We start from the raw sequence: 26,193 nt of genomic DNA on the forward strand, positions 1-26,193 counted from the left end.
CAGTCAACTTGTAGTAGCTGTCGCTCGTCGCTTCCAGCGTCCACGTCTTGTTGGCTGCTGTGGACACGGCAACGGAAGTATCAGCTGCATTGACGGACTTGTTGGCTGTGGAAATTGCATAGCCGCCGTTGCCGACGGGCGTGCGGTTGTAGCTGTTGTAGCCGGGGGCGCGTCCCAAGTTGTTGGTCAAGGTGCTGAACTTTGCAAAGTCTGCCGTAGGTTTGGGGCCACCCCAGGTCGCCTGGGCCAGGAAGCGCATCGTAGCGAACATCTGCTCTTCAACCATGGATTCCGTGGCTGCAGGGGTGTCATCGGGCCATGCTGACAGCTTGGCACCGATAATTTTGCCCTTGCCGGGCACGTCGGTGGCTGTTCTTCCGCCGTCGAACTTCTGCGGTGTCCAACCGGAGTTCCACAGGTTTGCCAGGTTCACGTTATAGGCACCCGGACGGTTGAAGTACAGCCCCTGCATGGAGTTCTCCACATCATGGCCGGCATCGAGCAGCGCCTGCGGTGTTGGGCCTGAGTTGACCCAGTGCTCCACCACAATGTCGGTGTCCAGTTTCACAACACTGGAGGCGGGCACGCCGTCGTTCCAAATGCGCAGCGTCTTGCCGTTCGCCTTGACATGGGCATTGACCTGGTTCATGAACCAGATGAAGACGTCACCGGGGCCGGATCCCGCCGGGAACTTGTCCGGGTTGGCGGCGACAAAGGCAGCGAATTGTGAGTAGTTGCTGTAGCTGTCGCTGATCATATATTCGTCACCGCCCATGTGCCAATAGGGCGAATCCGGGAACGCCGCGGCGTACTCATCAGCAAGCTTCGTCACCATCTCCAGTGCCTCGGGCTTGCTGATGTCGAGCTGGTTTTCCTTCTTGACGCCGGCATTGTTGACGAGCTGGAGCTCAGGGTACTTGTAGAGCCAAGGACGCATGTGCCCGGGAGAGTTCACCTCCAGGATGAGGTGAATGTGGTACTTTTTGGCCCACGCGCTGATCTGGGTGGCTTCGGCCTTCGTGTAATAGGACCAGAAATTAGCGTTGGGATAGGCGTCTGACTTCAACTTTGTTTCCAACCACAGCTGGTTCAGCTTGTTGTACGCCATGTCCTTCATGGTGCGCTCCAAGGATTCCATGGAGATTTTCAACTGGCAGGCGCACAATCCTACGCCGCGCTCCTGGTATTGCGGGACATCGATGGAGGTGCCCCTGTTGACCGTGTTGCCTAGTGCCAACAGCTGCAGGATCGTCTGGGTGCCGTAGAAGGCGCCAGTTGCCGTGGCTCCGGTGACCCTGATGGTGTCGCCGACAACGAGCTCATAGCCCTCTTCACCCAAAGCTGCGCTGCGGGACGCATCGACTGCAACTTCAACATCCCCGGCAATGGCGCCCGTGGCAGCTGCGCCTACCGCCCGGTCAAGGACCGTGGAAAGCTGCGCGGCAAGATCCGCCGTCAGCGTCTCGTTGCCACCGATGACCTTGGCTCCTGCGCCCAGGGTGAACTGTCCGGTTGCTGCGGTCCACGTGGACAGCCCGGGGATGGTCTGCGGGGCACCGGCCGGCGTCACCGGAACTGCCCCTGACGGAGCGGCGACGGCCAGCACTGCGGGTGCCAGGGCCGGTGCCACCGCGGCATTTGCGCCCGGCAGGGCAATGGCTGTGGAAGCCAGGGTTATGGCAGCTGCGGTCAAGGCAGCAGCGACGGCCTTTCGGCGCGGGCGATGGCGAATGTTCATAGCTCCCCATGAAGGATTGAATGATTGGAAGAATTCGAACACCACGCTCTGCAAACCCTCACCAAGGTAAGTGACTCGAAGCACATCAGTTCGACTACCTGAGTCATGTTACGGTTCCCATCACACAAAAACTACATGTTACCGTCACCAAATGTCGTCAACTCACACTTTATTGAACTTTTCTACACTTTCGGGTAGAGGGCACCGTTCCCGGCACACAAAAAAGCCCCACCGGAAAGTGCGGCCTTTTTATGCAACAACCGAAGTTTCTACTTCTTGGTCGGCGCTTTCTTCTTGGGCGCGGCCTTCTTTGCCGGTGCCTTCGCAGTCCGCTTGACAGGACCGCGCTCACGCTTGTCAGCCAGCAGTTCGACGGCGGTTTCCCGGGTCAGATCCTCAACCTCGGTTCCGCGGGGCACGGTGATGTTTGTGATGCCGTCGGTGATGTACGGACCGAAGCGTCCTTCCTTAACCACAATGTTCTTCCCTGAGACAGGGTCCTCGCCAAATTCGGCCAGCGGCGCCACGGCGGCACGCGCACCACGCTGCTTGGGTTGGGAGTAGATCTCCAGCGCCTGCTCAAGGGTGATGCTGAAGATTTCCTCTTCCGTCCCGATGGAACGTGAATCTGAGCCCTTCTTCAGGTACGGCCCAAAGCGGCCGTTCTGGACGGTGATCTCGTTGCCTTCAGCGTCCGCACCCAGCACGCGGGGCAGGCTCATGATGGCCAGCGCCTCGTCCAGCGTGATGGTGTCAACGCTCATGGTCTTGAACAGCGACCCGGTGCGCGGTTTGACCTTCACAGGCTTCTTCGGCGGCTTCGGCTTGCCGTTCTTGTAGTACTCCACCGGCTGGTTGGCGATTTCCTCTTCCGTCATCTCGGGGATGACTTCGGTGACGTACGGGCCGTAGCGGCCGTTCTTGGCCACGACGGTGTGCCCTGACACCGGATCGGCGCCCAGCACCCGTTCCTCGGGAGCGGCCGTTTCCATCAGTTCCTGCGCCTTGGCGGGCGTTAGCTCGTCAGGAGCCAGGTCCTCAGGCACATTGGCGCGGGCGGCCTCAATAATTTCCCCGGTCTTGGGGTCAACCGTGGGGACGGTGCTTTCCAGGTACGGGCCAAACTTGCCCACACGCAGCACCAGGGTGTCGGTGATGGGCATCGAGTTGATGTCGCGAGCGTCAATGTCGCCAAGGTTGTTCACAATGCTCTGGAGCCCGACGTCGTCCCCGTCACCAAAGTAGAAGTGCTTGAGCCAGTCCGAGCCCTGCTCCTGACCGTTGGCGATGCGGTCCAGTCCGGTTTCCATGCCGGCGGTGAACTCGTAGTCCACGTAGTCGGTGAAGTGCACTTCCAGCAGGCGCACCACGGAGAACGCGATCCAGCTGGGCACCAGCGCGGAGCCCTGCTTGCGAACGTAGCCGCGGTCCATGATGGTGGAGAGCGTGGAGGCGTAGGTGGAGGGGCGGCCGATGTCGCGCTCTTCCATTTCCTTCGTCAGCGACGCTTCGGTGAAGCGCGGCGGCGGGGAGGTGTCGTGGCCGTTGGCCTGGACATCGGCGGCCGTCAACGCGTCGTTTTCCTTCACGTTGGGCAGGCGGCGGTCTGAATCGTCGGAGTCGTTGCGGGACTCGTCGCGGCCTTCCTCATAGGCGGCCAGGAAGCCACGGAACGTGATGACCGTGCCGGAGGCCGAGAACTCGGCGTCCTTGCCGTCGGCAGCACCGCCGGATGCCTTGGCACCCAACTTGATGGTGGCCGTAGAGCCCTTGGCGTCCGCCATCTGCGAGGCGACGGTGCGCTTCCAAATCAGTTCGTACAGCTTGAACTCATCCCCGCGCAGGGCACTGGCCACCTGGGCCGGGGTGCGGAAGGAGTCGCCGGCGGGGCGGATGGCCTCGTGGGCTTCCTGTGCGTTGGAGCTCTTGTTGGCATAAACACGCCGGGCAGCGGGCACGAACTCGGGTCCGTACAGCTCCGAGGCCTGCCGGCGGGCGGCGTTGACGGCCTCATCACTCAACGAGGATGAATCCGTACGCATATACGTGATGTAACCGTTTTCGTACAGGCGCTGGGCGGTTGACATCGTCGACTTGGAGGTGAAGCGCAGCTTGCGCCCGGCTTCCTGCTGCAGGGTCGACGTCGTAAACGGCGGTGCCGGACGGCGGGTGTAGGGCTTGTGCTCCACTGAGCGGACAGCAAAGGGGACGTCCTGCAACGCCGTGGCGAGGGCCTTGGCGGCCACCTCGTCCAAGTGCGTGACGTTCTTGCCCGTCAGCTCGCCCTTGTCGCTGAAGTCACGGCCGGAGGCCACGCGCAGACCGTCGACGGAGGCCAGCTTGGCGTTGAATTTCTCACCGGTTTCCGGGGTGAACGTGCCGGCCAGGTCCCAGTAGTTCGCGGACCGGAACGCCATGCGCTCACGCTCGCGCTCCACCACCATGCGGGTCACCACGGACTGCACACGGCCGGCGGACAGCTTCGGGGCCACCTTGCGCCACAGCACCGGGGAAAGTTCGTAGCCGAACAAGCGGTCAACGACGCGGCGGGTTTCCTGCGCATCCACCAGGTCGGTGTCCAGTTCGCGCAGGTTTCCCATGGCGCGCTGCAGCGATTCCTTCGTGATTTCCGCAAACGTCATGCGGTGCACGGGCACCTTCGGCTTGAGCACCTCGAGCAGGTGCCACGCGATGGCCTCGCCTTCGCGGTCCCCATCAGTTGCGAGGTAAAGCTCGTCGGCGTCCTTGAGCTGCGCCTTGAGCTCGGCCACCTTCTTTTTCTTGTCCGGCGAGATCACGTAATACGGCTTGAAATCGTGGTCAAGGTCGACGGCGAACTTGCCGATCGAGGTCTTCTTCAGCTCCGCTGGGAGCTCGGAAGGCTGCGGAAGGTCGCGGATGTGACCGATCGAAGCCTCGACGACGAACCCCTCGCCCAAGTACTTGGCGATGGTCTTGCTTTTGGCAGGGGACTCTACGATGACGAGCTTTTTGCCGGTCTTGGGCTTGCTGGCTGCTGCCTTGCTGGGCACGGTACTCCTACAGGGAATGAATGGGGGTCGAACGGCGTCCCCCAGAGCCTAGTTCACCATATTTTCGCCGTGAACGCGTATTGCGCAGAAATCCGAGGGCAAAAATCAGGACCCGAACACGGCGTTTATTCGTTCTCGTCGTCAAAGGAAATGGCCTTGATGGTGGTCAGTGTGGAGAGCTCCTGCAGGAGCGTTCCGCGTGGTGCAAGGCCCTCGATTTCCAACTCGACTTCAACAAGATTGGCTCCGTTGGGGCTGTTTTCCTCGTTCACGCCCCGGCCCAGCACGCCATTGCCTGAGTGGTCCAGGGGCTGGGTGGAAAAGCCCTGGATCTGAAAGCCAAGGCTCGTGCACCTCTGCAGGATTTCCCGCAACGCGCCTGTCCCGTCTTCGTAGGTCACCTGCAGGGCATGGTAGCGCCGGCCCGACATCCGCAGCCGGGCAATGATCCTGGCATACACCACAACCACCAGGAAATATGCGCCTGTGACAAACGCCGCAGGCAGCACCAGTCCCGCCCCGGCGGCCGATCCCACAGCGGCCGTGAGCCAGATCGAGGAAGCCGTGGTCAGCCCACGCACCTTGTTCCGGCGCACAAACACCAGGCCGGCACCGATGAAGCCTATGCCCGTCACAATCTGGGCGGCCACCCGGGAAGGATCCAGGACGACAAGATTCGCATCCAGCACATCGGAAAAGCCGTATTTGCTGACCACCATGAACAGCGCCGCACCCAAACCGACCAGGGCGTGAGTGCGCATGCCAGCGGATTTGTTGTTGACCTGCCGTTCGAGCCCAATCAGGGTCGGAAGCACGACGGCGGCCAGCAGGCACAGCAGGATGGCCCACCACGGGGCGTTGCTTCCCAGGACCATGCGGCCTCCTCAGCGTTGCTCCCACGGTACCCGCACCACACAACCCCCACCAGACATTTGATTCCGCTGGCTGTCTTCAGGTTCAGGCAGGGAGCAGAAAGCCGTCCCTGACCAGATTGCACACCTCTTCGTAGAGGTTGGTGGAAAACTCGGCGTCGGGGCGTTCCAACAGGACTGCGAGCGCACCGATCAACTGCCCCACCGTGAGTTCACCGTCGCTGGCGGAGGCGAACCCGGCCAGTTCGGTGCTGAGCAGGTTTGTGCGGCGCAGCCCGGCGCCCTGCCGCAGCAGGATCACCCCCGGATGTTCGGCCCCCGGGCGCTGGTGGCGTTCCTCAGTGACGTCCTGGGCCACCACCAGGAGCTCATCCATGATGGATTCCCGCTCTTCGAGCCAGGTTTCACGGTCCAGGGTGGCTGCCAGGTGGGGGCCCACGGGTTGTTCGATGGGGTACAGGATTTCCTCGAAGCGGGGTTCCTGGGCCGTCTCCCCCGCGGCGGGGCGGCGCAGCAGGATGTAGCCAAAGCCCACGCCGGCCACGTTGCGGGAGGCGAAATCGAGCATGTAGTCCTCGTAGGCGGCAGCGTAGGCGTCCGAGTCCCGTCCCTGGGAGGCGTCCTGCAGCCACGTTTCGGCGTAGCTGCCGGGGCTGACCTGCTCGCGCTGGATGAACCACGCCTGCGTCCCTTCGGCAACCCATTGCCGGGGGCGGGCCGACCACTCACCGGGCCCGCCGGCGTCGTGCTTGGCTGTCCGGATCTCCCAGTTCCCCAGCATTTGTCCGATACCGCCGGGGGCCAGGACGCTTGGCAGTTCGCGCACCAGGCTCTCGACGATCGCGTCCCCAGCCAGTCCGCCGTCGCGGTAGGTGAACTGATCGGCGCTGTGTTCGCCGCGGTGCCTGGGCGTGATGACGAAGGGCGGGTTGGAGACGACCAGGTCAAAGCTCTCCCCGGCCACGGGTTCCAGCAGGCTGCCCAGCCGCAGGGAGACGCGCGGGCTGGTGGTGTTGGGGTCGAAGTCGGCCGCGCTCAGGCCCAGCGCCGGGGCGTTCAGGACCAGGTTGAAGCGCGTGAATGCCAGGGCGCGCACGGAAATATCAGTGGCCACGACTGTTTTTGCGTGATGCAGCAGGTGGAAAAGCTGGATGCCGCAGCCGGTCCCCATGTCCAGGGCGCGGTCCACCGGGCGCCGGATGGTCCCTTGGGCCAGCGTCAGTGATGCCTGCCCGATGCCCAGGACGTGGTCGTGGCGCAGCACGCCGGGACGCTGGTGGGCGCCGAGATCGCTGGCCACCCACAGGTTGGTGTCTTCCCCGCCCTGCTCATCGGCGGGCCAGCCGTAAGGGCGCAGGTCCACAGCGGCGCGCACCATGTCTGCAGGGGTGTTGTCGGGGCTGGGCACCGCTTCAATGAGTCCCGCTGCCGTCAGCGCTGCAATGTCAAGGCTGGGCAGTGCCGCGGCCAGTTCCCGGGCGGGGATGCTGTGCGCCAGCAGCCACAATCGGACGACGGCGGCCAGCCGCTCCGTGCGCCCGCGCAGCACCAGCACGGCCGGCACCGTTTGGTCCCGGCCCAGCGCCAGGTGGGCTTCCTCGCCGAGGAGCCCCGCCACGCCGTCGACCGTGTAATCAAGGGCCAGCAGGTCTGTTGCCAGCGCGGTCAGGAGGTCCGGGTTGTCGCTGCGCGGGGCGTCGGGCACAGTGGAGAAATCAGTCATGCACCTAGCTTAACGAGTCCGGTGTGGCTCTAGATGACGGGGCGGCGAGCTCGCCGGAAGGGTGAGGTCAGTGCCGAGCTGCTTTGCTTTAGGCCAGGACACCCCCAGCATCCCCGACGGCGCCAGGTGCGCCTTCAGAGCGGGAAAAGCCTCGCTCATCCCGGCTTGCGTTGTGGTGAATAGGTGCATGTAGCCAAACTCACCGCTGACTTCGGCTGCTGTTTCCAGCGGTGGCAACTGTATGGCCTCCATGGCAGACGGCGGGGCTGCCATCAGGAATGCTCGACTTCCCGGCTTTATCCCCATTTTCTGCGCGACCGTCCGGGATGGGCGCCGCGGGTTTCCCTGAGTGGGTTCCATGGCGTTCACGACGGGTTCCGCTGCACTTGGATTCCCCGGTAATGCGGATTATGCATGATGCCCGGGGTGTTGCCGAACGGGTCTGCGGCCAGCAGTTTCGTGTACCACTTTGCTGCCTCCGATACGTCATTTGCAGAGAAGCTGACGGTAGCGATTCCTCGAAACATGATTTTTGTCCTTTGCTCGGGGCGGTGGTTTGACGGGTGTCTTGACGAGTTGCCGGTTCGCCGCGTCGGTAACCACAAGCACGAGGCCCCCGCCGCCACCGCCGCCGCATTCAACCCCGCGCCATGGGGTGAGGCTGACCGCATCATTGCAGTAATTGTTACCCAACTACCTGCTCAGCGGCCTGATGCTTTCGAACTGTCACGGGAGTGGGGTTACGTCGTGGATGAGGACGGGCGTGTGCGCATGCGAGTCACCGCGTCCATGGCATTGTCGATCGCGGAGCAACTCGCTGGCTGGGGCAGCGCAGTCGAGGTGCTGGAACCCGAGAACGTCAAAGCCCATCTCGTCCGCTTGGGCGCGGAACTCGTGAACCTGTACGCGCCGGCATCCTCGCAAATTCCAACGGCAGTCGGACAATGTCCACGGTAGGGTTGGCCTATGGATACAGCGTCTGATCGAGATGATGGCGGAACGTCCAGCGGCCCGTTGATTCTGCACTTGGGGCATGAAGAACTCATCATTCGCCAGCGCTACGAAACGATCAGCATCGTGAACGATCTGTTGATCGGGTGTTGGTTTCTGGTGGGGAGTTTCTTCTTCTTTTCTCCGTCACTAACCAATGTCGGTACATGGCTGTTCGTGGTGGGCAGCATAGAAATGCTGATCCGGCCGGCCATCCGCTTTACGCGGAGGGTGCATTTGCGCCGTTACCATCCGGATCTCCCGGGAATTGGCGACGGCGGCCACGACTTTTAGCCTGAAGCTACGTCCGTGCCATGGAGGCGTCGGCATCGAGGTCGGTGGGCTTCTCGGCATCGATGATCAGCCCGCACCGGTGTGACCTTGATCAGGTCCAGGTTGAGTTGGGGTACTGGCTCGCCCGTTCCCTACTCAACTTCGGTCCCGAACCACCAGCGATGGCCTTCTCGGTCGCGGACGCCGTATTCGCGACGCCCGTAGGGCTGGTCCTGTGGCATCTGCTCGATCATGGCCCCCGCAGCACGGGCACGTTCATAATGTGTGTCGACATCCTCGACGAGGATGGCAAGCCCACCGAAGGCAAGTTGGTGCGAGCGGGGTGAGGACAAGTCATGCTCAGGGGTTTCCCGATGCAACCAAATTGGTCCGCCGTTCGCGTAGACCTCGCCGTGGACCACCTGGCCGTCGTCGCTGCGGTGGAGGGGGCCCGGTTCAAAGCCGAAGGCCTCGACGAGGAAGCTCAGGGCAGCTTCTATGTCGGCATAAACCAAGATCGGCGTGATGTTTGGCGTGGTGGGCATTGTTCCATCTCCTTCGCACAACAATTCCAACTTTTTCGCGTCAGCGGACCAACCCTCGGAAGGTTTGCGAGGCTAGCGCCGAACCCGAGCCCAGTTGAAGAATCCTCGGTCGGAGAGTCCTCGGTTGGATCGCATCGGCCCACTCGACGCGGATAGGGCGCAGGATGTCTTTCCCCTGCACCGTTCTGGGCGAACCCTGTCACCCTGGTGCAAGCAGCGCGCGGACGGCGGCGAGCATGTTAACAGGGGCCAGCACCGAGACAAGGTCGCCCGCACACAACTCCACGGATCCCGCAGCCAGCAGAGCCTCTTCTCCACGCCGCACAGACAGCACGATGACGCCGTCGGGCAAGCCGCGCTCGGCCAGCGTATGTCCTGCCAACGGGGAGGACGGTGCAATCCTGATGTACGTGATCCCGGAGTCAGCGCTGACTTGCGCCACGATCCGCTCATCGGAACGCAGGGTTGCGTGATAGGCACGCACCACATCGCCGATGGCGAGGATTCCGCTGACGCGATGCTCGTCGTCCAACACGGTCAGCCACCCGTGTCCCTCCGGCAGGGCGTCGATAGCCTCGCCCAGGTCGGCGCCGTCTGACACAGTCGGGGCTGCAGCATCAACACACCGCTCAATAGTCGTGTCATCAGCTGCGGTGAGCTTGCGCAACACGGCCATATCGACAGTGCCTTGGAAGCGGCCGTCGGTGTCGACGGCGGGCGCCCCTGGCACGAACGCGCTCTCCAACCGAGTGATGGCGTTGGAGACTGTCATGTCGGTGGTCAGGAGCACGCGGGGGCTGACGGCGGCTTCGGCTACCCCTACGCGGCCCAGAAGAGGTAGGCCTATGTGCAGCCGCGCCGATTGCGCCTCGGTGCGATCAAGCAGCTGACTGCGGTAAATGGTGGCATCCGTGCGGCGCACCATCAGGTAGGCGATGCCAACAGCCACCATGGCCGGCCCGAGGATCGTGAGGGTCCCGGTCATTTCCGCGACCATCAACATGACGGCGAGAGGTGCGCGGGCAATGGCGCCAAAGCACGCCATCATGCCGACGATCACGAACGGGGCCGGGGAGAGCGGCACACCCATGCCCTGTCCCAGTGGCTCCACCAGCCGCCAGAGCGCAGAACCGACGAAGCCGCCGATCACAATGCCGGGGCCGAAAATTCCGCCTGATCCGCCTGTTCCGATTGACAGCGACGTCGCGAGGATCTTCGCGAACGGCAGCACCAGCACGATCCATAGCGGCAGCGCCATCAGCGTTGAGCGATCCAGGGCCTGCTGCACCCAGCCATAACCGGTGCCCAGCACCTGCGGGACAGCCAGCGCCAACAGTCCGACGGCCAGTCCCCCGATCGCGGGACGCAACATTCTGGGCACTTGCAACCGCTTGCTTAATCCTGCAATCGAGTAATAGGACTTCGCGTACGCCAGACCCACGAGACCGGCGACGACTCCAATCACCGCGAACCACAGCAGTTGGATCGGCTGATCAAAGCGGTAGTTGGAGGCGGAGTAGCCGAACAAGGGCGTGAAGCCCTGAAACAGTCCCCACACCGTGTAGCCGACACTTGACGAGATCAGGCCTGGAACGAGGGCCTTGACCTCGAAATCCTCACGATATACGATGCCGGCAGCTAGCACCGCACCGCCCAACGGCGCACCGAAGATTGCCCCGATGCCGGAGCCGATGCCCATGGACACAGCGATCCGCCCGTCCTCCGGTGACAGATTCAGGGTTCGGGCCAGCAATGATCCGAACCCGGCGGAGATCTGAGCCGTGGGGCCTTCCCGGCCCCCTGATCCGCCCGACCCGATGGTGATGGCGGATGCAATCATCTTCACGATCACGGCGCGGGAACGGATCATGCGCGGGTTGCGGTGCACCGCGTCGATGGCGGCATTGGTCCCGTGGCCTTCTGCCTCGGGGGCAAAAAGGTACACGATCGCGCCGGACAGCAACCCGCCCAAGCACACGATTATGGGGATCAACCACCATGTAGGGAAGTTCGGGGTACCCAAAAAACCGTCTTCGGCCGCAGGTTGTGGGACGAAATATCCGCCGATCAAGCCCAAAAAAACGTGACTTGCCAAGCGGAGTAGTGAGTAAAATGCAACGGCACCCAAGCCTGCGATGATGCCAATAAAGGTGCCCAGCACCAACCACTTCTGCAGGTATCCTGCATGGCTGACCCACCTGCCGAGGCCAGCGCCAACACCACGCAATCGCACACGTATGCTCAGGCGTGGAGCGCTAACCGTCGTCATCGCTGTCGGTGCAGCCTAGCGCCCAGCAGCGCGCTGGCACTCATTGCTAGGGCTCTTCGCATGCGATCTCCTTGGTATCAAGGATAGTCTCAATCGGCCTCCGTGCAGCCTTGGTCCGGCGGGGTTTTAAACCCGGGCTGCCTGCCGGTAGGGGTGCTAGTGGCAGGTCAGTAACCGGTCACAGCCAGGAACGATGCTGGCACCAGCTCCGCTCCTTTCACGTTCTTGAGGAACTCGGGTTCGATCGGAAGGTCGGAGCGCAGCACGCTGATTTCTCCTGTTGACTCGAGGATCACGCAGGCAACTTCCGTGCGGCTACGGATGCCGGCCAGACGCAGCCGGGCAGTGATCTCGGCCTCGGAGACATGGGTTCTTCGCAGATTCGCCGCAACGAACTCGCTCCCCGCCATGAGTAGGTATGCGCTGTTATTGACCGCCGCATGGCCCTTGGGGAAGCGGCGCAACTGCCCGGTGAGTGCCTGCAGCACCAGCAGCGTGACCAGACCCAGGGCGCCGGCCACCAGTGTGGGGGTGTAGCCCAGGATTGCGCGTCCGACGACGGCCCCGAGCGCCACGGCCGCGGCCAGATCAAAACTGGTCAAGGTTGCCATCGTACGTTGTCCCATGAACCTGATCAGCAGCAGCACGAGGGCGTAGAGCGCAACAGCGGAGAGCACCACACGGGCCGCATCGCCCCAAGTCAATCCAAAATCATTCCACATGGTGATACCTTCCTCAGGAACCTGCTTCGCTTCCGTCAAGAGAGCGAATGTGGGCCGCGTTGCCACTGATAGCAGATTTGTATCGATCAAGATCGGGACTGTGAACCAAGTCCACGGCCACATCAAGCAGTGACGCAAAGGCATCGTTGGGCAACCCGGCGGCATGAAGGGTAATGGCTTCGAAAACTCGCAACGCAGCGGATTCGGGAAACTTCTTGCGGGCTGCTGCAAAAACCTTTCGTGAATTCTCGTACTCGCCCAGGGTTCTAAGTGTCGATCCGTACTGAACGTAGCACCGGCGAAGCAGATCATCCGCCAACCCGGCTGCAAGAGCGCTCTCGTAGAATCCCCGCGCCGTTTCTTCCATACCTGCTGTGTCGTAAGCACCGCCTACTTCGTAAAGCACCCTGGCATTATCGAAATGGGACGCATGGATGAGCAGCAAAGCGTCGATCGTGGGCTGCATATTGCCCCGGTCCCGGTCAGTGAAGATACGGTCCAGCTCGTGGTCCAAAGTCATGACCCCCATTCTCCCACGCAGGGTAAAGGGGGAGCAGTCAGGCGGTGCAGCCTTGGGGGCAGAGCAGCGTTCCCGGGGCGCTGGCGCAATTGGCGCAGTAGAGGTTCAGGTTGCGACAGCTCAGGTTCGAGCAGTTTTCAAACTTGTTGCTGGGATTGTTACAGCGGATGCAGTGGCCGATTTCCTTGGCTTCGTCGCTAAATTCCATGTGCATACGCTTGTCGAAAACGTAAAGCGAGCCTTCCCAGAGGCCCTTGTCCTTGAACGTTTCGCCATAGCGGACTATGCCGCCGTCCATCTGGTAAACCTCCTTGAAACCACGGTTGACCATAAGGGAGCTGAGGACTTCGCAGCGGATGCCACCGGTGCAGTAGGTGACAACTGGTTTGTCTTTGAGGTCGTCGTACTTGCCGGAGTCCAGTTCCTTGATGAAGTCATGGGTGGTGGCAACGTCGGGGACAATGGCGTCCTTGAACTTGCCAATCTGGGCTTCAAAGGCATTGCGGCCGTCAAAGAACACCACTTCTTCACCCTTGGAACCCTTTTCGGCGACGAGCTCGTGAAGTTCTTCGGGCTTGAGGTGTGTGCCGCCGCCCACCACGCCGTTCTCATCAATTTTGAGTTCGCCCGGGGCACCAAAACTGACAATTTCCTCACGGGCTTTGACGCTCAGGCGTGGGAAGTCCTCGCCTGTGCCGTCGGACCACTTGATGTCAATGTTCTTGAAGCCCGGGTACTCGCGGGTGGTTTTTAGATATTGCTTGAGGTCCTTGATGTCGCCGCCGACGGTCGCGTTGATACCGTCCTTGGAGATGAGGATCCGCCCCTTGAGGTTGAGCTTTTCGCACAGTGCGCGCTGCCAAAGCTTGATCGCTTCCGGATCACTGAGAGGGGTAAAGCCGTAAAAGAGCACAATTTTGTTCAAAGCCACGTGTTAAAGCCTACGTTGTGCAAACAAATGCTTCAGCTTTTGGGTGCTCGCTCCCGCTATCCGGACATAGGCTGGAGACATGATGGTTGGTTCCCCGGAGCTTGCAGCCCACGCAGCAGCATGGTTCACGGGTTGGAGTGCGCTGCGGAGCTATCAAAGCCGCTCTGGACCCGATTTCTGTGCAGCCCTGCGCCTGGATAGCACCGGCGACTGGGAGTACTTCACCGCCGCACCGACACCGGCGGCATTCGCCACCGTTGCTGCGGAAGTGACGGAGTCCGCCCAACGAGCGCTGTGCGTCATCGGACCAGATATTCATGGCTATGTCGATTTGGCTCATCAGTCAGGAATGGGAATGGTTTCCAACTCTGAACATCTGATGGCTTGCGCCATGGAGACCCAGGACAACCAAGATCCATTCCTGGGCGACCCTGAGTTGTCGCTGACGGTGAGGAAAATGGGAGGGAAACGTAGTGCATCCCCCTGTCATGCACGTTTCACTGTGGCCATCATCAAGGACCACGCGGTGCTGGCCAGTGGCAGCGTGGGCATCTACGGTGAATACGCGATCTTTGATGACTTGCAGACCCATGTGGACCACCGCCGTCGCGGCTTCGGCATGTTGATGATGAAGACGCTGACAGCTAGAGCACTTGACTACCCCATCACCACGGGTTTGCTGCTGGCCAGCACCAGCGGCCAGCGCTTGTATTCCAAACTTGGTTGGCGCAGCCTGAGCCCGGTCACGGTTCTTGTACCCAAGGAACGGCTCGCGGAGATGGCCAAGCTGTGATGGACACGGTGGCACAATGATGGGGTGTCACCCAATAATTCGCTGATCTCGCTGCTGGGCGGGGGAACAAACCCTCCGCAACTGCAACATGTCCACAACATTCCGGCCAGGCAGGCAGTCAATGCGCCGTGGCCGGAATGGGTGCACCCTGACATAGTGCGGGCCTACTCGTTTCTGGGGGTGGACCAGCCTTGGCGCCACCAGGTCGAAGGGGCCGAGTCCGCCCACCAGGGACGCCACACCATCATCGCCACCGGCACAGCCTCCGGCAAGTCCCTGGCCTACCAATTGCCAGCCATTGATGCGGTTCACAGGGCGCAGCTAAAAGTGAACGAGAACCCCGGCCTGCTTGAAACCGAAGGCGCCGTTGCCCTGTATCTTTCCCCCACCAAGGCACTGGCGGCAGACCAGCTGGCAGCACTGAACTCACTACACCTGCCCACCTTGCGCGCGGCCACCTACGACGGCGACACGGCCCCGGGTGACAGGCGCTGGCTTCGCGATCACAGCAACTTCATCCTGTGCAACCCCGACATGCTGCACTTTGGTGTGTTGCCCAACCACACGTGGTGGGCGCGTTTCTTCAGACGACTGCAGTACGTGATCATCGACGAGGCCCACAGCTATAGGGGCGTCTTTGGTTCACATGTGGCGGTACTGTTGCGCCGGCTGCGGAGAATCTGCGCCCATTATGGTTCCACTCCCGTGTTTATTGGGGCGTCCGCCACTTCTGCGGACCCTGGCGAGTCCTTTGCCCGCCTGATTGGTGCACCCGTCACTACCGTGACCGAGGACTGTTCCCCCCACGGGGCCACCACAGTCGCTTTATGGGAACCGGAACTAACGGATTTTGCCGGCGAGAATGGAGCCAAAACCCGGCGAACGTCGATTGCTGAGACTTCTGATCTGCTGGCAAACCTTGTTTCTGCGCACGTGCGGACGATCGCCTTCATCAAGTCACGGCGCGGCGCCGAAACCATTGCTTCCGTGACGAAACGCCTGTTGGAAGACGTCGATCCGAGCCTTCCCCCACGCGTGGCTGCCTACCGTTCGGGATACCTCCCTGAAGAACGCCGAGAACTGGAGGCAGCTCTCCGTGCAGGGAACTTGCTGGGGGTTTCCAGCACCTCCGCTTTGGAGCTGGGCATCGACATTTCCGGCTTGGATGCTGTTTTGGTGGCTGGCTGGCCGGGAACCAGAGCTTCCTTTTTCCAACAGATTGGCCGAGCCGGAAGGGCCAGCCAGGACGCGCTGGCCGCTTTCGTTGCCAGCGACGATCCTCTGGACACGTTCCTGGTCCACCACCCTGAGGCCATTTTTGACAGGGCGATGGAAGCCACGGTGTTCGACCCCGCCAACCCCTATGTTTTGGGTCCGCATCTGTGTGCAGCGGCCGCCGAAATGCCCATCACCTACCAGGACTTGGACATTTTCGACACCAGCACACCAGCCCTGCTCGATCAGTTGGTGGCACAGGGGTACCTGCGCAAGCGCCCGGGCGGCTGGTTCTGGACCCATCCGCAAAGTGCCGCAGCCATGGTGAACCTGCGTGAAGATGGTGGTGGGCCCATCAACATCATCGAAGCAGACACCGGAGCCCTGTTGGGAACCATGGGATCACCGCAGTCCCATTACCAGGCTCACACTGGTGCCGTGTACGTCCATCAGGGTACGAACTACATGGTGCTGGAACTCAATGAGGCCGAGCATTGTGCCTTGGTCCGCCGGGGTACTCCCGACTTTTACACCACTGCCCGTGACGTCACCCAGATCGAAGTCCTTGAGTCGACGAAGCATCAGCTCTGGGGACCGGTGGAAATGCATTTTGGTCCCGTCCAGGTGCGCACCCAAGTGGTGTCCTTCCAACGCAAGGCCGTGATGTCCAACGAAGTTCTCGGCGAAGAACCGTTGGAACTGGAAGCCCGTGACCTCTTCACAAAAGCGGTGTGGTTCACCCTCGACAACGCCACCTTGTTGGCTGGCGGACTCGTTGAACCGCAATTCCCCGGCGCCCTGCATGCTGCCGAGCACGCAGCCATCGGATTGTTGCCTTTAGTGGCCTCCAGCGACAGGTGGGATGTCGGCGGTGTCTCCACGGCCATGCACGCCGACACCGGCCAGCCCACAATTTTCGTTTACGACGGCCATCCCGGCGGGGCTGGCTTTGCTGAGCGCGGCTTTGACATGGCCAGAACCTGGCTCAAGGCCACCATGGAAGCCATTCAGGCTTGTGAATGCCCCTCCGGTTGCCCCTCGTGCGTGCAGTCCCCCAAATGCGGCAACAAAAACAACCCCCTCGACAAGGCGGGAGCAGTCCTGTTGCTGAAGGTCCTACTCAACAACGCACCACGTTGACACTCAGATGGCAAGTCCGGGCAGTGTCCAAAAAGCCATGGGTAAAGTCAACGGACGGTCCAGCCAATCGCTGCTGACAGCAATCAGCGACGCCGACACACTAACCGGGTAAACGGTATCCGGCGGAGGGCCTGCCCTCGCACTGCCGTGTGCCGGCCACGGCAGCGAAGTACCAACAGAAACTCTCACTTGGACAGAGCGGTCTCCTGCCAGCGTGCACTCGTGTAATGTTGCCCCGTTCCGTTCCGAGACTTCTGCGGCGAGCTGGCAAGGCGCTCCTTGACTCAATCCCCTGTAGGCGTCGGCGGCGGCAAGGGCTGCCAAGTCCGCAGCGGTCGCCGCCCGCGCGGCTGCAGCGGCCGCCTGGCCAAGTCCTAGCAGCAGAGCCATGAGGAGCAGCACAGCCAAGGCCAGACCGGTAGCCAGCATGGTCCCCGCGCCCGACTCATCCGTGGACATGCAGCGCTCCCCTCCAACTCATCGCGCTGGCCGAGCACTGACCAGTTGCGATCGGGCACTCGGGAGTTCGCGCCCATCGCCACAGCGACGACTTGTGTATGGCAAATCCTCGCAGCACCGGCATGGCACCGAAGTCTGAATCCACGCCTGGCGATGGGCCAGCCGCCGGTTGATTCTCCAGCAATTTTCGGGTGGATTCAACGCGGGCATTGGCTTGTGCGGACTGCGTCCAAGGCACAAGCCCTGATAGCACCCCACCCACCCGGCCTTGGACCGTGACGGTCGCATAACCGCCCGAACTTCCCAACGAAACGACGGCAGCTCCTCCGGCCACGGTTGCCACAAGTTCGAGCACCTGCGCCGACGAATCACCGCGCGCCAGCGCCCTTGCACCCGCTCTGGCTCCCTCCTCCAGCCGCAGCTGGAGCATGCCCGCAGCAACGCTGAGCATCAGCAATGCCACCAGCACTGTCACGGCAGGAAGCACCACTGCCAGTTCGGCGGTCACGGATCCTCGCACGGCCCCCACCCTGCGCAGCCCATAAAAATGGACATCAGTGAGCCTCTGTCTCTTCACAGTCTTCAGCTCCTCCGCTGACTCAGGTGGCCGTCGCATGATCCCTTGCCCCGATTCGAGGTACTAGCTAAAAGCTCAATGCCGTGCGAATGACATTGAGCAGAAAGCCGCGGACTTCATCGCTCTTGAGAATCACTACGAGCAGTCCGGCAAACCCCACGGCAGCCAACGTAGCGATGGCATATTCAGCAGTTGCCATACCGTTTTCCATTCCCACCCTGGCCCGCCGCCCCAGTGACCGACGGCTGCCAGCTTGGGCTCTGCCGCCATGGTTCCGTACGGGTGTGCTCCGGCTTGCTCCGGGGAAGATTTCCCGAATGTTGCCGGTGTCCGTGGCACAGTGCGTGCCGGTTTTGATTTCCTGTACAGCTTCACTGCTGTTCATTTCGACTCCTTGGTTCAGGGTCCTCCTGAGCCGGAAGACCCGCCAAGGACAGTTGCACAGTCCCCGGCATCGGTACCGCCCGGGCCCACATGCGGCCGTCGGTTCACACTGAACCGGCGTCCTTGCCCAAGCTGATGAATCAACTCTTGTCCTTGTCCAGCGCTGGCGAAAGACCACTTTGCTGATTCGTGGAAGAGCCTGCGGCCAGCCGTGCTTGTGGAGGAACCCATGCGGACCTAGAACTGCGGAATCATGGCCATCACCACAGGGATAACACCCAAAGCGATAAAAGCTGGCAAGGCACAAAGTCCCAAAGGCAGCACCAGCTTCACGCCCAGCGCAGCTGCACGCTTCTCCGCAAAGCGGCCAGCCATCCGCCGACACTGCTGTGCTTCGGCGTACAGCAGCGGGGCCACTGAGGCCCCTGTCAGCGCCCCGAAACTCAAGGCGTCGTGGATTTGGATCATGTCTGCGCGCAGCAGCTTGCCGTCCCAAGAGTCATCCCAGGACGCACCAATCTCCAGACCGGCCACCACCTGCAGCAAGCACCCGCGAACTCTTGGCTCGGCCACCCCTGCCACCACCCGCAGGGCACCTTGAACGGTGAGCCCTGATTCCAATGCAGTTCCCAATAGTTCAAGCAGCAGCGGGACTGAGGCAACTCCGCTTGACGGACTAGGCGTCGCTGCGCGGCCTGAGCCAATCGCGGACCCAGCTGCCGTTCGGCCTCCGGGATTCGTGCTACGACGCTGTGCGCACGCAACCAAGCCTCCACCGTCCATCCCGGCAGGTCCGCCCCACATGCTCAAAACCGCCAGAGCCGACAATACAAAGACCAACACTGCGGCCATGCTCACCACCCCCGGCCGGACGCGAAGGCTCTCTTCAGCTTGTTAGCCGCCGCACTTTGCCTCGGTGTGAGTTCTGGAGGACGAGCAGCACCATTGATCATCCGCGCAGACCAGATCCTTCCAACCAGTGAAAACATGACACCTGCGGCAAGCACCGCCCAGCCAAGCGGGCTGCCCAGTAATGCACCGATCGGGTCCACTCCCATGACGATACCCAGCCCCAGCCCAATAAACGGCAGCCAGCTCAAGAGCCTTACTGTTGCGCGTGGTCCTGCGAGCGCAGTTTCTCGCAACGCAACAGCATCCTGTTCAGCCTCGATGGCCTGCGCAAGGCGGTCAAGGATTGCGGCGACGGGCGCCCCACTGCCCTCGCACACTTCGAAGCAGGCAGCCACATCAAGCCACATTCTGTGCTGTTCCGCCGTCATGCCCGACCCACGCCCGCGAATTCTTATTAGGCCAGAAGGTACGGCTGCCATACCGCAGGAATTTCGTATGGCTGCTGCAGTGGGCATCCCCATCAACGTTGCCCGCTGCACGGCAAGCACCAGCACAAGGACGGCATCGCCGGGCATGCCAACGGCCCTCCCATCCGTCCGGAACGTTGGAACAGCAGGGCTGACTGTGGGACTCCGTGCCTGTTGCATCGCCAGCACCTGGGCCAGGGCTCCCCACACCATGGGCCCCGACCGGCCCGCAGCCAACAGCGACGCTAGCTGCCGAACCAGTCGGGGGAGCGATTCGGCTACGTTCAATCCGGTACGGCCGGTTGCTTTGCGAGCACTTCCATCACCTCCAAGACGGGGAACACGCCACGTTGAGCCTCCAAGGACAGCAAGAAAGCAAGCTGAGGCGGCCAGTGCGAAGACCAATAATGCGCTCATGTCGGCACCTCGAAGTGGTGGGCTGCATCGGGAACGAGCGGAACGTCGTCGTGCGTCAACCTCAATTTTTCAGCCAGTGCCTGCCAGGCGGGTCCCTGCACCAATTCGATGGCACCCTCCGGCGTTGCGTGTCGGGAAAGAGCCGTCACCACTTTCATCCGGCCTTCGCGTAAATCGACCGCAGCAATCTCTGCGACAACGCGACCACCGTTTGTGCGCTTCAGGTGGATGACCACGTCCAGTGCGCTGGCGGCCTGCAGAAAAACTGCCTCGGGGCTCAGTCCGGCGAGCGCACCCAAGGCTGCCAGACGCGCTGGCACGTCACCGGCACTGTTGGCATGGATGGTTCCCCCACCTCCGCTATGGCCGGTGTTCATCGCCATGAGCAGTTCACGCACTTCGCTGCCGCGGCATTCGCCAACAATCAACCGGCCCGGATTCATGCGCAGTGCTTGGCGCACCAGTTCCGCCAGATCCAAGGCACCGGCCCCTTCGGCATTTTCATGGCGGGCTGCAAGTGTCACCACATGCGGGTGCTCCGGCTCCAGCTCAGCCGCGTCCTCTATGAGCACCAACCGTTCCACGGCCGGGCACAATCCCAGCAGGGTTGAAAGCAGCGTTGTCTTCCCAGCCCCAGTTGCGCCGCTAATGAGAAAGTTCAGCCTTCGCTCAACGACGGCGACCATCACCTGTCCCATCAAAGGTTCCACGCTGCCTGCTTCGACCATTTGGGCAAGGGTGAGCACAGTTCGACGCTTAATCCTGATGGACAACAGCGTTCCGGTGGTTGAAATGGGCGGTAGCACAGCATGAACCCTGTACCCGGAGGAAATTCTCACATCCACGCACGGGCTGCTCTCATCCAGCCTGCGTCCGCCACTGGCCACGAGCCTCACTGCAAGGGCACGGAGCTCACCCTCATTGGTAAATCCCACAGGCACCAGTTCCGGTCCGGCCCCACGGTCCTGCCACACCGAATCAGGTGCATTGACGAAAATATCTGTGACGGCTGGATCGTTCACCAGACCTTGGAGGGGGCCAAGCCCGTTGAGTTCGGCGGCGATCCGTTCCATGGCCACGAGCGAGCCGGCCGCCCCCAGTAACCGTCCGCTTTCCCGCACAGCGGCTGCGACCTGCAACTCCGTCACCGGACCAGGCTGCGCCAAAACGTTGCGCCGGACAGCCTCGAGCAACTGTGAATCGACTGCCCCGTCCCAGGGACTGCGCACGCCCCCGTTGGGCAGCTGCATGCTCATGGGAGCCTCCTGTCCACAGTCCGTGCGTCATGTGCGGACTCCCCGGCCATCCATTCCAAGACATTGGAGACAAGCCTTCGCACCGGTCGTCTCCGCAGGAGCTCTGGCAGGCGTTGGGCTTCCAACGCCTCAGTCACACCACGCAGCGCAGGAACCCAACCCACCAGAGGCAGCCCGACAGCAGCAGCCACCATGGCCGCATCAAGCCCCTCCGCCAGTGGCCCACGCACGACGGCGGCAGTGGGCATGGGTGCCATGGTCGCCAGCATGTGCAAGGTGGCTGCTGCAGCCCGAACACGGCCTGGAATCACCACGGCCAAGCCGTTGCATTGCGGGGCAAGCTCCGCAAACGCTTCAGGGTTGCGGCCCAAGTCGACCACCACCAGGCCATACGCCCCACGAGCAGCCCGCATGACTTCCCCCGCCGCAGAGCGTGGCCCGGATCCCGGCCCGGCGCGAGCATTCCTGTCCTTCCACACTCGGGCCGTTCGCACCCCTTCCGCTGACCTGGTGGATGCCGCCGCCCAGGGCTCTGCGGGTGGCATGGGTCCGGCGGCTTCCTGCTGAAAACCGCTACCCCAGGAAAGCAGGGACAGGTGGCCCAGCTGCGGCAGGGACACGGCAAGATGCTCCGGGTTGATCGCACCGGAGGCCTGCAAAAGCTCCTGCCAGCGCAGGCCAGGCACGTCCACGGCCGCCAACGCGGTGCACAATCCACCTCCCCAAGGGTCGCCGTCGACGAGCAGCGTCCGGGTGCCAGCCGCCGCAGCCCCTGCAGCAATCAAGATGGAAAGCGTGGATGCCCCAGCCCCGCCACAGCCACCTGCAACGCCCAACACTCCCGCACCGGCGACGGGATTGCGCAAGAAACTCAAGTAATTGGCCAACCACGGCGCTGAATCAGGCAAAATGGCCACCCTGTCGGCGCCCATCCGCTCAGCCTGCTGCCACATCTGCGCCGCGTCCGCGTGGAAGCCCACCACTGCTGTAGGCCCGCGCCATCCTGCGAGTCCTGCATCAATGGCTGCACCGGAGAGTACCTCCGCGTCGAAAAGCACAGCAGCAACGTCATCCCACCTGCCCTCCACCTGTTCCAGGCCTTGCCCCACCAACAGTTCAACAGCCGCAGCTGCACTGACCTTTCCAACGGCCCCTTGCAGCTCTGCGGACGCCGAGAGCAGCACAACCGTGGTGTCTCGGTGCGGCAGCCACGGTGCCACTGCCGGGCCGGGCGAAGGGATCTGGCTGTGTCTCATGGCTCAACTGTGCTCTTGCCTTCGCAGCAACTCCATCGTGCATAGCCCGAAGGTGGAGAAGTTGGATGTTGGTGAAGGCTGTGGAGGAATAGGCAGGCATTCGTCGGGCCCACAGTGGAGAATAGAAACTATGTACGCATTGTTGGCCAAGGGCTCCGCTGCTTCCACCGCCGTGATCCAGCTCAGGCATGACGACGGCACACCAGCATCGAATGAACGAACAGTCACCCATGCCGCGTTGGAATCAGCCGTGCGTGAGACTGAGGCGGCCCACCATCCTCGCTGGGTGTGGGACAGGGCTGCCAGCTGGTACCCGGAGTTGCTGGCCACCAATGTACGGGTGGAAAAATGCCATGACCTGGCCTTGTGCCAAAGCATTCTGCTGCACTCCGAATTTGCCGCAGCCAGCGGTTACCGCGAACAGGCCACCGCCTTGCCACGTGAGGCCGATCCGGCCCGCCAAACCTCCATCTGGGGTACAGCCGGTGCCGGTCAGGAAAGCCTATTCGACGCCCCGGCCACCACCCCGCAGGTTTGGGATCTCGACACCGTGGCCCGGGAACTGGGTGCCCAAAAAGCTGCCGTTGCTTCGTCCACCCACCCTGCCAGGCTCACACTTTTACTCATTGCAGAATCTGCAGGTGCTTTGGTGGCTGCGGAGATGCAATATGAAGGCATCCCTTGGAGGGAAGACCTGCACAGGAGGCTGCTCAATGATCTGCTTGGCCCGGAACCCGTCAACCATGCCCACCCGGAAAAGATGGAGACGCTGGCGGCACAATTGCGCACGGCCTTGAACGCGCCATCATTGAATCCGGACTCTCCGCAGGATCTGATCCGGGCGCTGCACAAGGCCGGGATCGGTGCGAAATCCACCAGGAGCTGGGAACTGATGGAGTTCAAGCACCCTGCCATCGAACCCCTGCTGGCGTACCGAAAACTTAGCCGACTTTTCACCACCAACGGCTGGAATTGGCTTCGCCAGTGGGTGCGGGAGGGTCGTTTTCATTCCGAATACGTGGTGGGCGGGGTGGTTTCGGGGCGGTGGGCTTCCCGTGGGGGCGGCGCCATGCAGATTCCGGCACAGATCAGGGGCGCAGCCGTCGCGGACCCCGGATTCACCTTGATTGTGGCCGATGCAGCCCAACTCGAGCCCCGTGTCCTGGCTGCACTGGCCCAGGACACGGCCATGGCCGCAGCAGGCCAGGACCCGAGCGGTGCGAACGCGGATCTTTACGCCGGCATTGCAGCCCAAGGCTTTGGCGGTGACCGCAGCATGGCTAAAATTGCGTTGTTAGGTGCCATTTACGGCTCTACCACAGGGGAATCAGGCAGGCTGGTCCCACAACTTGCCCGCATGTACCCCCGCGCATTGGATTACGTGGAACAAGCCGCCCGTGCAGGTGAACGTGGCCAGTGTGTGAGCACCTTTCTCGGGCGCAGCACACCTCCCACCACTCAGGAGTGGCACGACGGCCAGCGCAGCTCCTCTGCCGAGGAACAACGCCGCGCAGAGTCCTCTGCCCGCTCCCGAGGTCGTTTCACCCGCAACTTCGTGGTTCAGGGAACAGCCGCCGAATGGGCTCTTTGTTGGCTGGCTGAATTACGACGCCGGCTCCGGGCCTTGGCGGCCAGCTCGCCCGAGGTTGGGGGCGTGCAGGTGGACGGCACCCCTCAGCTGGTGTTCTTCCTACACGACGAAGTCATGGTCCACTGCCCCACTCCTCTGGTAGAGGAAGTCACTCGGTTGGTACACGAATCCTCACAGGCAGCCACGGAATTGATCTTTGGCAGGATCCCGCTGGAATTTCCTGTCAATGTCAGTGTTGTGCAATGCTATGCCGACGCAAAATAAGGGTTTTTCGTTGCCCCGCCCGGTTGGGTTCTGTGCCAGCTAGATGGGTGCAGGGATTTCCCGGTGCTCATCCCACGGCACTGCCCACTGCAAATCGTTAAAAACGTAGTTCAGTATCCCAGCAGTGAAGCCCCACACCACCACACCATTGACCACAAATGCCGGCCCTTTGTAGTTGTGGCCTTCACGTGCCAGAACAGCAGTGAAACGGTTTTCAGGATCCAGCAGGTCCCTTACTGGCACTCTGAAAACCTGAGCCGACTCGCCATAGTCGACGACGTCGACGGGGCTTTGCCTGGACCACCAACCGAGCACAGGGGTGACCAAAAAATTACTGATCGGCAGGGGCACATCAGGCAGCAGACCCAGGACGTCAACCCCCAACGGGTCCAGTCCGGTTTCCTCCTGCGCTTCCCGCAAGGCTGCAGCCATGATCGAGGCATCATCAGGCTCCACTCCTCCACCAGGAAAGGCAACCTGCCCGGGGTGGTCCGTGAGAGTTGTGGCGCGCTCAATGAGCAAGATGTCCAGATCAGCCGACACCAACGGCTTGGCCGAAGCGGCTGGCACGTCGTCCAGTGCGCCAAACAACATCAGCACGGCCGCCTTGCGGGTTGTGGCACCATCCACCGGCGGCTGCCAATCGGAGGGGCGCCCCAGTCGTTTGGTGCCAAGGAGTGCCGCACCCAAGGCAGCCTTTTCTGCCAAGGCCACCAGATCTGTGTAGGCGCTCACTGCTTGACGTTCTTGGCTTCTAATTCAGCGGTTCGGGCCGCCCGTTGGGACTCCTGACGGTACTGGGCCGCATTGCCCACGTCAGCCAGCATGCGCGCCAGCAGTTCCTCCTGCCCGGGTGCCAGCTCGTACTTGAGCAGCTTCGCAGCCTTCACCGGATCCACTTCACCGTCCCCGTACGACGGGCAAAGGTGTGCAATGGGGCAGGCACCGCACGCGGGCTTGCGGGCGTGACAGATCCGACGTCCGTGGAAAACTACGCGGTGTGAAACCATCGTCCAGTCTTTGCGCTCAAACAAGGCCGCGACATCCGCCTCAATCTTCACCGGATCAGTGGACTCGGTCCAGCCAAAACGGCGCGCTAGGCGAATGAAGTGTGTGTCCACGGTGATGCCCGGTACCCCGAACGCATTGCCCAGCACCACGTTGGCAGTCTTTCGCCCAACTCCGGGCAGCGTGACGAGAGCATCGAGGGAACCTGGCACCACGCCGTCGTACTCATCAACCAGGCGCGTGGCCAGTGCCAACAAGTTTGTGGCCTTGGCCCGGTAAAATCCGGTGGATTTGACCAGTACTTCAAGTTCAATCTGCTGCGCCTGGGACATCGCCAGGGCTGTGGGAAACCTGGCAAAAAGCCCGGGCGTGACCGCGTTGACGCGAATGTCGGTGGTCTGTGCCGAAAGCACCGTGGCAACCAGCAGCTCAAACGGGTTCCGGAAATCAAGTTCGGCGTGGGCATAAGGGTACAGCTGCGCCAACTCACGATTGATTTTCCGGGCCCGGCGCTTGCGTCCCAGCGCCGTTTCCCCCGCAACAACAACCATGGGCTACTGGCTGTCCGAAGCGCGCTCTATCCCCACCAGATCGAGCAAGACACCTGTCTTGCCGTGGCTGTCCTGCACGATGAAACTGTTTCCGCGGTCCTCAAGGGCCAAGATCCAGGTACCGGGAACCAGCTTGAAAAGGAATTTTCGGGTCTTCTCGTCAATCACGTTTTGTGGACGGTCAACGGCAAACCAGAACGGTTCAACGCTGATGGGTGCAGCCGTGGACCTCGGGTTGACGGTGGCTCCGATGCTTTCCTTCGCAGTTCCTGCCACCTGCGGATTCAGCGTCGTGGCGGCTGCACTGCCCTGCTTAGCGCTACCCTGCTTCGCACCGCTCTGCTTAGC

The 26,193-nt window shown here is 62.0% G+C and carries 24 protein-coding genes and 1 pseudogene; 5 read left to right on the plus strand and 20 right to left on the minus strand.

What is annotated here, in order from left to right:
• From Q4P21_RS10000 to Q4P21_RS10020, 5 genes are all read right to left on the minus strand, one after another.
• Positions 1 to 1,738 (minus strand): family 20 glycosylhydrolase (locus Q4P21_RS10000; RefSeq protein WP_303388630.1); only part of this gene is annotated, 1,738 nt, incomplete at its 3' end.
• Positions 1,739 to 2,007: 269 nt separating this feature from the next.
• The gene (gene topA, locus Q4P21_RS10005) at positions 2,008 to 4,770 is read right to left on the minus strand and encodes a type I DNA topoisomerase (protein ID WP_303388631.1); all 2,763 of its coding nucleotides are present in this window, start codon (positions 4,768 to 4,770) and stop codon (positions 2,008 to 2,010) included.
• 125 nt (positions 4,771 to 4,895) lie between these two features.
• Positions 4,896 to 5,645 (minus strand): MgtC/SapB family protein, encoded by a 750-nt coding sequence (locus tag Q4P21_RS10010; RefSeq protein WP_303388632.1) that lies wholly within the window; start codon positions 5,643 to 5,645, stop codon positions 4,896 to 4,898.
• Positions 5,646 to 5,727: 82 nt separating this feature from the next.
• Positions 5,728 to 7,365, minus strand: a complete 1,638-nt coding sequence (locus Q4P21_RS10015; RefSeq protein ID WP_303388633.1) for a methyltransferase — start codon at positions 7,363 to 7,365, stop codon at positions 5,728 to 5,730.
• A gap of 365 nt (positions 7,366 to 7,730) precedes the next feature.
• Positions 7,731 to 7,892 carry a hypothetical protein gene (locus tag Q4P21_RS10020; protein WP_303388634.1) on the minus strand — a complete coding sequence of 54 codons (162 nt, stop codon included), beginning with the start codon at positions 7,890 to 7,892 and terminating at the stop codon, positions 7,731 to 7,733.
• Here Q4P21_RS10020 and Q4P21_RS10025 point away from each other — a divergent pair.
• Together Q4P21_RS10025 and Q4P21_RS10030 are read left to right on the plus strand one after the other, a co-directional pair.
• The gene (locus Q4P21_RS10025) at positions 7,891 to 8,322 is read left to right on the plus strand and encodes a WYL domain-containing protein (protein WP_303388635.1); all 432 of its coding nucleotides are present in this window, start codon (positions 7,891 to 7,893) and stop codon (positions 8,320 to 8,322) included. The genes Q4P21_RS10020 and Q4P21_RS10025 overlap by 2 nt on opposite strands.
• 9 nt (positions 8,323 to 8,331) lie before the next feature.
• On the plus strand, positions 8,332 to 8,649 hold the full coding sequence (locus Q4P21_RS10030; RefSeq protein ID WP_207345417.1) for a YrhK family protein: 318 nt from the start codon (positions 8,332 to 8,334) through the stop codon (positions 8,647 to 8,649).
• 131 nt (positions 8,650 to 8,780) lie between these two features.
• On the opposite strand, the gene Q4P21_RS10035 is transcribed toward Q4P21_RS10030, so the two are convergent.
• The 5 genes from Q4P21_RS10035 to Q4P21_RS10055 all read right to left on the minus strand — a co-directional run bounded on the left by Q4P21_RS10035 (position 8,781) and on the right by Q4P21_RS10055 (position 13,615).
• Positions 8,781 to 9,173, minus strand: coding sequence for a glyoxalase/bleomycin resistance/extradiol dioxygenase family protein (locus Q4P21_RS10035; protein ID WP_303388636.1), 393 nt, complete (start codon positions 9,171 to 9,173; stop codon positions 8,781 to 8,783).
• A gap of 199 nt (positions 9,174 to 9,372) precedes the next feature.
• Complete coding sequence (locus Q4P21_RS10040) at positions 9,373 to 11,442, minus strand: chloride channel protein (protein ID WP_303388637.1); 2,070 nt, start codon at positions 11,440 to 11,442, stop codon at positions 9,373 to 9,375.
• A gap of 167 nt (positions 11,443 to 11,609) precedes the next feature.
• Positions 11,610 to 12,164 (minus strand): DUF421 domain-containing protein, encoded by a 555-nt coding sequence (locus Q4P21_RS10045; protein WP_303388638.1) that lies wholly within the window; start codon positions 12,162 to 12,164, stop codon positions 11,610 to 11,612.
• 13 nt (positions 12,165 to 12,177) lie between these two features.
• Positions 12,178 to 12,684: a tetratricopeptide repeat protein gene (locus Q4P21_RS10050; protein WP_303388639.1), complete on the minus strand. Its 507-nt coding sequence runs from the start codon at positions 12,682 to 12,684 to the stop codon at positions 12,178 to 12,180.
• Between the two features lie 37 nt (positions 12,685 to 12,721).
• A complete protein-coding gene (locus Q4P21_RS10055; RefSeq protein ID WP_303388640.1) occupies positions 12,722 to 13,615 on the minus strand; it encodes a rhodanese-related sulfurtransferase in 894 nt (297 codons plus the stop codon).
• Between the two features lie 79 nt (positions 13,616 to 13,694).
• Here Q4P21_RS10055 and Q4P21_RS10060 point away from each other — a divergent pair, with 79 nt between their 5' ends.
• Entirely contained in the window at positions 13,695 to 14,408 is a 714-nt protein-coding gene (locus tag Q4P21_RS10060; RefSeq protein ID WP_303388641.1) for a GNAT family N-acetyltransferase, read from the plus strand.
• A 24-nt stretch (positions 14,409 to 14,432) separates the two neighbouring features.
• Entirely contained in the window at positions 14,433 to 16,763 is a 2,331-nt protein-coding gene (locus tag Q4P21_RS10065) for a DEAD/DEAH box helicase (RefSeq protein ID WP_303388642.1), read from the plus strand.
• Between the two features lie 3 nt (positions 16,764 to 16,766).
• On the opposite strand, the gene Q4P21_RS10070 is transcribed toward Q4P21_RS10065, so the two are convergent.
• The 7 genes from Q4P21_RS10070 to ssd all read right to left on the minus strand — a co-directional run bounded on the left by Q4P21_RS10070 (position 16,767) and on the right by ssd (position 22,431).
• Positions 16,767 to 17,222, minus strand: a complete 456-nt coding sequence (locus Q4P21_RS10070; protein ID WP_303388643.1) for an Rv3654c family TadE-like protein — start codon at positions 17,220 to 17,222, stop codon at positions 16,767 to 16,769.
• A complete protein-coding gene (locus Q4P21_RS10075) occupies positions 17,209 to 17,799 on the minus strand; it encodes a TadE family type IV pilus minor pilin (RefSeq protein WP_303388644.1) in 591 nt (196 codons plus the stop codon). Before Q4P21_RS10075 ends, Q4P21_RS10070 begins: the two co-directional genes overlap by 14 nt.
• 67 nt (positions 17,800 to 17,866) lie before the next feature.
• Complete coding sequence (locus Q4P21_RS10080) at positions 17,867 to 18,184, minus strand: DUF4244 domain-containing protein (protein WP_303388645.1); 318 nt, start codon at positions 18,182 to 18,184, stop codon at positions 17,867 to 17,869.
• 236 nt (positions 18,185 to 18,420) lie between these two features.
• Positions 18,421 to 18,816 carry a type II secretion system F family protein gene (locus Q4P21_RS10085; RefSeq protein ID WP_303388646.1) on the minus strand — a complete coding sequence of 132 codons (396 nt, stop codon included), beginning with the start codon at positions 18,814 to 18,816 and terminating at the stop codon, positions 18,421 to 18,423.
• Between the two features lie 221 nt (positions 18,817 to 19,037).
• Positions 19,038 to 19,463: a type II secretion system F family protein gene (locus Q4P21_RS10090; protein ID WP_303388647.1), complete on the minus strand. Its 426-nt coding sequence runs from the start codon at positions 19,461 to 19,463 to the stop codon at positions 19,038 to 19,040.
• A gap of 452 nt (positions 19,464 to 19,915) precedes the next feature.
• On the minus strand, positions 19,916 to 21,175 hold the full coding sequence (locus Q4P21_RS10095; RefSeq protein ID WP_303388648.1) for a TadA family conjugal transfer-associated ATPase: 1,260 nt from the start codon (positions 21,173 to 21,175) through the stop codon (positions 19,916 to 19,918).
• Entirely contained in the window at positions 21,172 to 22,431 is a 1,260-nt protein-coding gene (gene ssd, locus Q4P21_RS10100; protein WP_303388649.1) for a septum site-determining protein Ssd, read from the minus strand. Before ssd ends, Q4P21_RS10095 begins: the two co-directional genes overlap by 4 nt.
• Positions 22,432 to 22,561: 130 nt before the next feature.
• Between ssd and Q4P21_RS10105 the strand changes: the two genes are divergently transcribed.
• Positions 22,562 to 24,286 (plus strand): bifunctional 3'-5' exonuclease/DNA polymerase, encoded by a 1,725-nt coding sequence (locus Q4P21_RS10105; protein ID WP_303388650.1) that lies wholly within the window; start codon positions 22,562 to 22,564, stop codon positions 24,284 to 24,286.
• A gap of 39 nt (positions 24,287 to 24,325) precedes the next feature.
• Here the strand turns inward: Q4P21_RS10105 and Q4P21_RS10110 are convergent, their stop codons facing one another.
• The 3 genes and pseudogenes from Q4P21_RS10110 to Q4P21_RS10120 form a co-directional block, all read right to left on the minus strand.
• A complete protein-coding gene (locus tag Q4P21_RS10110; protein WP_303388652.1) occupies positions 24,326 to 24,946 on the minus strand; it encodes a CoA pyrophosphatase in 621 nt (206 codons plus the stop codon).
• A 71-nt stretch (positions 24,947 to 25,017) separates the two neighbouring features.
• Positions 25,018 to 25,845, minus strand: coding sequence for an endonuclease III (nth, locus tag Q4P21_RS10115; RefSeq protein ID WP_303388651.1), 828 nt, complete (start codon positions 25,843 to 25,845; stop codon positions 25,018 to 25,020).
• A 3-nt stretch (positions 25,846 to 25,848) separates the two neighbouring features.
• Positions 25,849 to 26,193, minus strand: a pseudogene (locus Q4P21_RS10120) (hypothetical protein); the annotation flags it as partial.

It is taken from the genome of Arthrobacter sp., assembly GCF_030540645.1.
In the GTDB taxonomy this organism is placed as follows: domain Bacteria; phylum Actinomycetota; class Actinomycetes; order Actinomycetales; family Micrococcaceae; genus Specibacter.